The organism is Actinoplanes sp. NPDC048791, from assembly GCF_040650095.1.
In the GTDB taxonomy this organism is placed as follows: Bacteria; Actinomycetota; Actinomycetes; order Mycobacteriales; family Micromonosporaceae; genus Actinoplanes.
The window spans coordinates 1-5527 of sequence record NZ_JBEZGQ010000568.1 but is presented as its reverse complement, the minus strand read 5'-3'; the positions used below and the strand labels follow the sequence as shown (position 1 = coordinate 5527).

Here is a 5527-nt window from a genome sequence, read left to right as displayed (position 1 = left end):
CCGCCGGTGCGGAACGGGCCGGTCTGCCGTACGCGTGGCCGCTCGCGATCACCGCATCGGCCCCGGCTTCAACGGCCGGCTGGCCCTGGTCGTCTCCAGCGACTCGCCGGAGCAGACCACCGCGGCCGTGCAGCAGGCCACCCAGCTGTTGCAGGGCACGCCGAACCTGCTGGCCGTGACCCCGCCCAACCTCAGCCAGGACAAGCGGACCGCACTGCTCGGGGTGCTGCCGCAGACCGGCCCGACCGACGAGGCCACCGAGGAACTGGTGCACGACGTCCGCGACCGGGTGGCCGGGATCGCGAACGCGGACGTGTCGCTGACCGGGCAGACCGCCGTGGGCATCGACGTGTCCGAGAAGCTCTCCGCCGCCATGCCGGTCTATCTGCTGCTGGTCGTCGGCCTGTCGGTGCTGCTGCTGATGCTGGTGTTCCGGTCCATCCTGGTGCCGCTCAAGGCCGCGCTCGGCTTCCTGCTCACCGTGGGTGCCACCTTCGGCGTCACGGTGCTGGTGTTCCAGGAGGGACACCTGAGCGGGCTGGTCGGCCTCGACACCCCGGGCCCCCTGATCAGCTTCCTGCCCATCCTGCTGATCGGCATCCTGTTCGGCCTCGCGATGGACTACGAGGTGTTCCTGGTGTCGCGGATGCGCGAGGACTTCGTGCACGGCGCCGGCGCGCAGGAGGCGACGATCAGCGGCATGGGGCACGGCGCCCGGGTGGTCACCGCGGCCGCGCTGATCATGACGTCGGTCTTCGCGGGCTTCATCCTGCTGGACGACCCGGTGATCAAGTCGATGGGCTTCGCGCTGGCCATCGGCGTGGCGATCGACGCCTTCGTGGTCCGGATGACGATCGTGCCGGCGGTGATCTCGCTGCTCGGCCGGGCCGCCTGGTGGCTGCCGCGCTGGCTGGACCGGGTGCTGCCCAACGTCGACATCGAGGGCGAGCGGTTGCGCGAGGAGTTGGCCAGCGAGCCGGAGCGGGAGCCGGTCACCGTCTGAACCGTTTAAGCAGGTAAGAGGGCCGGGGCGTGCATCGCACGCTCCGGCTCTTTATTGCCGGATTGTTACCTGTCCGGTGATCTAGAAACTTGCGAATCATCTTCTGCTCTGAATAGGTTGCCCTCGGCAACAAAACCATGTGAAAGCCAGATCCCTCCCGGAGGCATCCATGACGTTGGCGAGGTGGTGCGAGCGATGAGCGACGCGCCGATCCTCCTGGAGATGCGTTCCATCACCAAGGAGTTCCCCGGAGTCAAGGCCCTCGCCGACGTCAACCTGGTCGTGCGGGCCGGCGAGATCCACGCCATCTGCGGCGAGAACGGTGCCGGCAAGTCCACGCTGATGAAGGTGCTCAGCGGGGTCTACCCGTACGGCACGTACGACGGTGACATCGTTTACCAAGGGACAGAGACCCGCTTCTCGGACATCCGGGCCAGCGAGCACGCCGGCATCGTGATCATCCACCAGGAGCTCGCCCTCATCCCCGAGCTCTCGATCACCGAGAACATCTTCCTGGGCAACGAGCCCCGCCGGCGCGGCGCGATCGACTGGAAGTCCGCCCAGCGTCAGGCCCGGGAGCTGCTGGCCCGGGTCGGGCTGCGCGAGGACCCGGACACCCTGATCAAGGACATCGGCGTCGGCAAGCAGCAGCTGGTGGAGATCGCCAAGGCGTTCGCCAAGGACGTCAAGCTGCTCATCCTGGACGAGCCCACCGCCGCGCTGAACGAGGCGGACTCCCGGCACTTGCTGGACCTGCTGCGCGGCTTCCGCGAGCGCGGCATCACCTCGATCATGATCTCGCACAAGCTCAACGAGATCGAGGCCATCGCCGACCAGATCACCATCCTGCGCGACGGCCGGACGGTCGAGACGCTGGACGTCAAGGCCGACGGCGTCGACGAGGACCGGATCGTGCGGGGCATGGTCGGCCGCGAGCTCAGCAGCCGCTTCCCGGACCACACGCCGAAGATCGGCGAGGTGTTCTTCGAGGTGCGCAACTGGAACGTGCGGCACCCGATCTCGGCCGAGCGCCAGGTCTGCAAGAACGAGAACTTCGTGGTGCGCCGCGGCGAGATCGTCGGCTTCGCCGGCCTGATGGGCGCCGGCCGCACCGAGCTCGCGATGAGCGTGTTCGGCCGCTCCTACGGTGTCTGGGAGTCCGGCACGATCATCAAGGACGGCAAGGAGATCGTCCTCAAGTCGGTGGCGGACGCGATCGCCCACGGGCTCGCGTACGTCAGCGAGGACCGCAAGGCGATCGGCCTCAACCTGCTCGACGACATCAAGACGTCGACGGTGGCGGCCAAGCTGTCCAAGATCACCAAGCGCGGCGTCCTCGACGAGGTGGCCGAGTACAAGGCCGCCGAGTCCTACCGCAAGGAGCTGCGGACCAAGGCGCCCTCGGTCGACGAGGGTGTCTCCAAGCTCTCCGGCGGCAACCAGCAGAAGGTCGTCCTGGCGAAGTGGATGTTCACGGACCCCGACCTGCTGATCCTCGACGAGCCCACCCGCGGCATCGACGTGGGCGCGAAGTACGAGATCTACGGCATCATCCAGCGGCTCGCCGACCAGGGTAAGGGCGTCATCGTCATCTCCTCGGAGCTGCCCGAGCTGATCGGGCTCTGCGACCGCATCTACACCGTGTTCGAAGGCCAGATCACCGGCGACATCCCCCGCCAGGACGCGGATCCGGAGACCCTCATGAAGCAGATGACCTCGACGAAGAAGATGCAGACCCGATGAGCCGATTCAAGGACCTTCAGAAGAACCTCTTCGGAGGTACCACCTCCAACGCCCGCCAGTTCGGCATGATCTTCACCCTGGTGGCGATCGTCCTGCTGTTCCAGTTCCTGACGGACGGCCTGACGCTGCGGTCGGACAACCTGATCGCCCTGTTCCAGCAGAACTCCTACATCCTGATCCTGGCCATCGGCATGCTGATGGTGATCGTGGCCGGGCACATCGACCTGTCGGTCGGCTCGATCGCCGCGTTCGCCGGCATCCTGGTCGCCAAGTCCATGACGGAGTGGGACCTGCCCTGGCCGCTGGCCATCCTGTTCGGCCTCGTCATCGGCGCGGCGATCGGTGCCTGGCAGGGTTTCTGGGTGGCCTACATCGGCGTGCCCGCGTTCATCGTGACGCTGGCCGGCATGCTGATCTTCCGCGGCGGCAACCAGTTCATCGGCAACGCCAACACGATCCCGGTGCCCGAGGGCTTCCGGGTGATCGGTTCGGGCTTCCTGCCCGAGGTGGGGCCGAACACCGGTTACAACAACCTCACCCTGCTGCTGGGTCTGGCCGCCTGTCTCGCGGTGATCTGGCGTGAGGTGCAGGCGCGGCGTACCCGGCACGAGATGGACGCCGACGCCGGCCCGCTGTGGGTCTCGATCCTGCGGATGGCCGTGATGGTCGGCGTGCTCGCCTTCGTGGCGCTGCGCTTCGCCAGCGGCCGGGTGGGCACCAGCTTCCCGGTCTCCGGCATCATCCTGGTCGCGCTGGTCATCCTGTACTCGTTCTACACCCGCAACACCGCCGGCGGCCGGCACATCTACGCGGTCGGCGGCAACTCGCGCGCCGCGGAGCTGTCTGGCGTCAAGCTCAAGCGGGTCAACTTCTTCGTCATGATGAACATGTCCGTGCTCGCCTCGCTGGCCGGCATGATCTTCGTGGCCCGTTCGGCGGCCTCCGGCCCGCAGGACGGCAACGGCTGGGAACTGGACGCGATCGCCGCGGTCTTCATCGGTGGTGCGGCCGTGGCCGGCGGTATCGGCACGATCAGCGGCTCCATCGTGGGCGGTCTGGTCATGGCCGTGCTCAACAACGGCCTCCAGCTGCAGGGCGTCGGCACCGACCGGGTCCAGATCATCAAGGGCCTGGTCCTGCTGCTCGCGGTCGCACTGGATGTCTACAACAAGAGCCAGGGGCGCTTCTCGGTCATCGGGAGCATCATGCGGCCCTTCCGCCGGGAGGCATCCGCCCCGCCGGCAACGTCGGAAGCGGGCCGCGAGCCCGCCAAGACGTCGGTGGCCGGCTGACGGCCACCGAACCCCCTCTCACCCGTATCACCTCTGAAGAAGGGCACTTCCCCCCAATGCGTACATTCTTTGCCAAGACGGTGGCCATCGGCGCCATCTCGATGCTGGCCCTGACGGCCTGCGGCGGCGGCCGTGACGAGGAGTCCGGCTCGGACGCCCCGGCCAAGGGCTTCGCGGCCAACTCCCTCATCGGTGTGGCCCTGCCGGCCAAGACCTCGGAGAACTGGGTTCTCGCCGGTGACCTGTTCACCAACGGCCTGAAGGAGGCCGGCTTCCAGAGCGACGTGCAGTACGCCGGCGCGTCCACCACGGTGGCCGACCAGCAGGCCCAGATCACCGCCATGGTGACCAAGGGTGCCAAGGTCATCGTCATCGGCGCGACCGACGCCGCGCAGCTGTCGACCCAGGTCGCCGCGGCGCACCAGGCCGGCGCGAAGGTCATCGCGTACGACCGCCTGATCACCAACACGCCGGACCTCGACTACTACGTCGCGTTCGACAACTTCAAGGTCGGCCAGCTCCAGGGCCAGGCCCTGCTGGACGGCATGAAGGCCAAGAAGGCGACCGGCCCGTGGACCATCGAGCTGTTCTCCGGCTCGCCGGACGACAACAACGCCGGTGTCTTCTTCAACGGTGCGATGGACGTCCTCAAGCCGGCCATCGACAAGGGTGACGTCGTCGTCGGCTCGAAGCAGACCGAGGTCAAGCAGACCGCCATCCAGGGCTGGAAGGCCGAGGGTGCGCAGGCCCGCATGGACCAGCTGCTGACCTCGACCTACGGCAGCAAGGAGCTGGACGGCGTCCTCTCCCCGAACGACACGCTGGCCCGCGCGATCATCACCTCGATCAAGAGCGCCGGCAAGAAGGTCCCGGTCGTCACCGGTCAGGACTCCGAGGTCGAGTCGATCAAGTCGATCATGGCCGGCGAGCAGTACATGACGATCAACAAGGACACCCGCAACCTGGTCAAGGAGACCATCAACATGGTCAAGGCCCTGCAGGCCGGCAACGCCCCGCAGGTCAACGACCAGAAGTCCTACAACAACGGCAGCAAGGTCGTCGACACCTTCCTGCTCCCGCCGGTCGCCGTGACCAAGGCCAACGCGGCCGAGGCGTACGCGAACGACCCGAAGCTCGCCCCGCTCACCAAGGCGTGACGGCTCGGTAGCACCTGACGGCCCTTGGGTCCCCGGAGTCCGTCTCCGGGGACCCTTCGTCGTCCTTGATACCGACATAACGGACGATCGGGAGGAGGCTGGACTGTGGCGACACCCGTACGGTCCAAGCCGTCCGGCCCGGGGCGCCCCGCGGAGCTGCCGCTGCCGGCCGCGCCCGGAGCCAGCCAGGAGGAGATCCGCCGGCAGAACCTCGGCGCGGTGCTGCGCTTCGTCCACGAGCACGGCCCCACCTCCCGGGCCGTGCTGACCGGCCGCCTCGGGCTCACCCGCAGCACCATCGGCGCGCTCGCCGCCGACCTGGCCGCGGCCGG

The 5527-nt window shown here is 67.7% G+C and carries 4 protein-coding genes and 1 pseudogene; all 5 read left to right on the top strand.

What is annotated here, in order from left to right; genetic code table 11:
- Positions 1–1003 (top strand): MMPL family transporter (locus tag AB0C29_RS31235; RefSeq protein ID WP_360827661.1); only part of this gene is annotated, 1003 nt, incomplete at its 5' end.
- A 195-nt stretch (positions 1004–1198) separates the two neighbouring features.
- Positions 1199–2746 carry a multiple monosaccharide ABC transporter ATP-binding protein gene (gene mmsA / locus AB0C29_RS31230; RefSeq protein ID WP_360827658.1) on the top strand — a complete coding sequence of 516 codons (1548 nt, stop codon included), beginning with the start codon at positions 1199–1201 and terminating at the stop codon, positions 2744–2746.
- Positions 2743–4038 carry a multiple monosaccharide ABC transporter permease gene (gene mmsB / locus AB0C29_RS31225; protein ID WP_360827655.1) on the top strand — a complete coding sequence of 432 codons (1296 nt, stop codon included), beginning with the start codon at positions 2743–2745 and terminating at the stop codon, positions 4036–4038. The genes mmsA and mmsB overlap by 4 nt, the downstream gene beginning before the upstream one ends.
- 56 nt (positions 4039–4094) lie before the next feature.
- Positions 4095–5195 (top strand): sugar-binding protein, encoded by a 1101-nt coding sequence (locus AB0C29_RS31220; protein WP_360827652.1) that lies wholly within the window; start codon positions 4095–4097, stop codon positions 5193–5195.
- Between the two features lie 156 nt (positions 5196–5351).
- Positions 5352–5527 (top strand): annotated as a pseudogene (locus tag AB0C29_RS31215) (sugar kinase); the annotation flags it as partial.

Bases quoted from the DNA above. Each gene is read 5' to 3' on its own strand.
- mmsA (WP_360827658.1), top strand. From the start codon at position 1,199: ATGAGCGACGCGCCGATCCTCCTGGAGATGCGTTCCATCACCAAGGAG.
- mmsB (WP_360827655.1), top strand. From the start codon at position 2,743: ATGAGCCGATTCAAGGACCTTCAGAAGAACCTCTTCGGAGGTACCACC.
- AB0C29_RS31220 (WP_360827652.1), top strand. From the start codon at position 4,095: ATGCGTACATTCTTTGCCAAGACGGTGGCCATCGGCGCCATCTCGATG.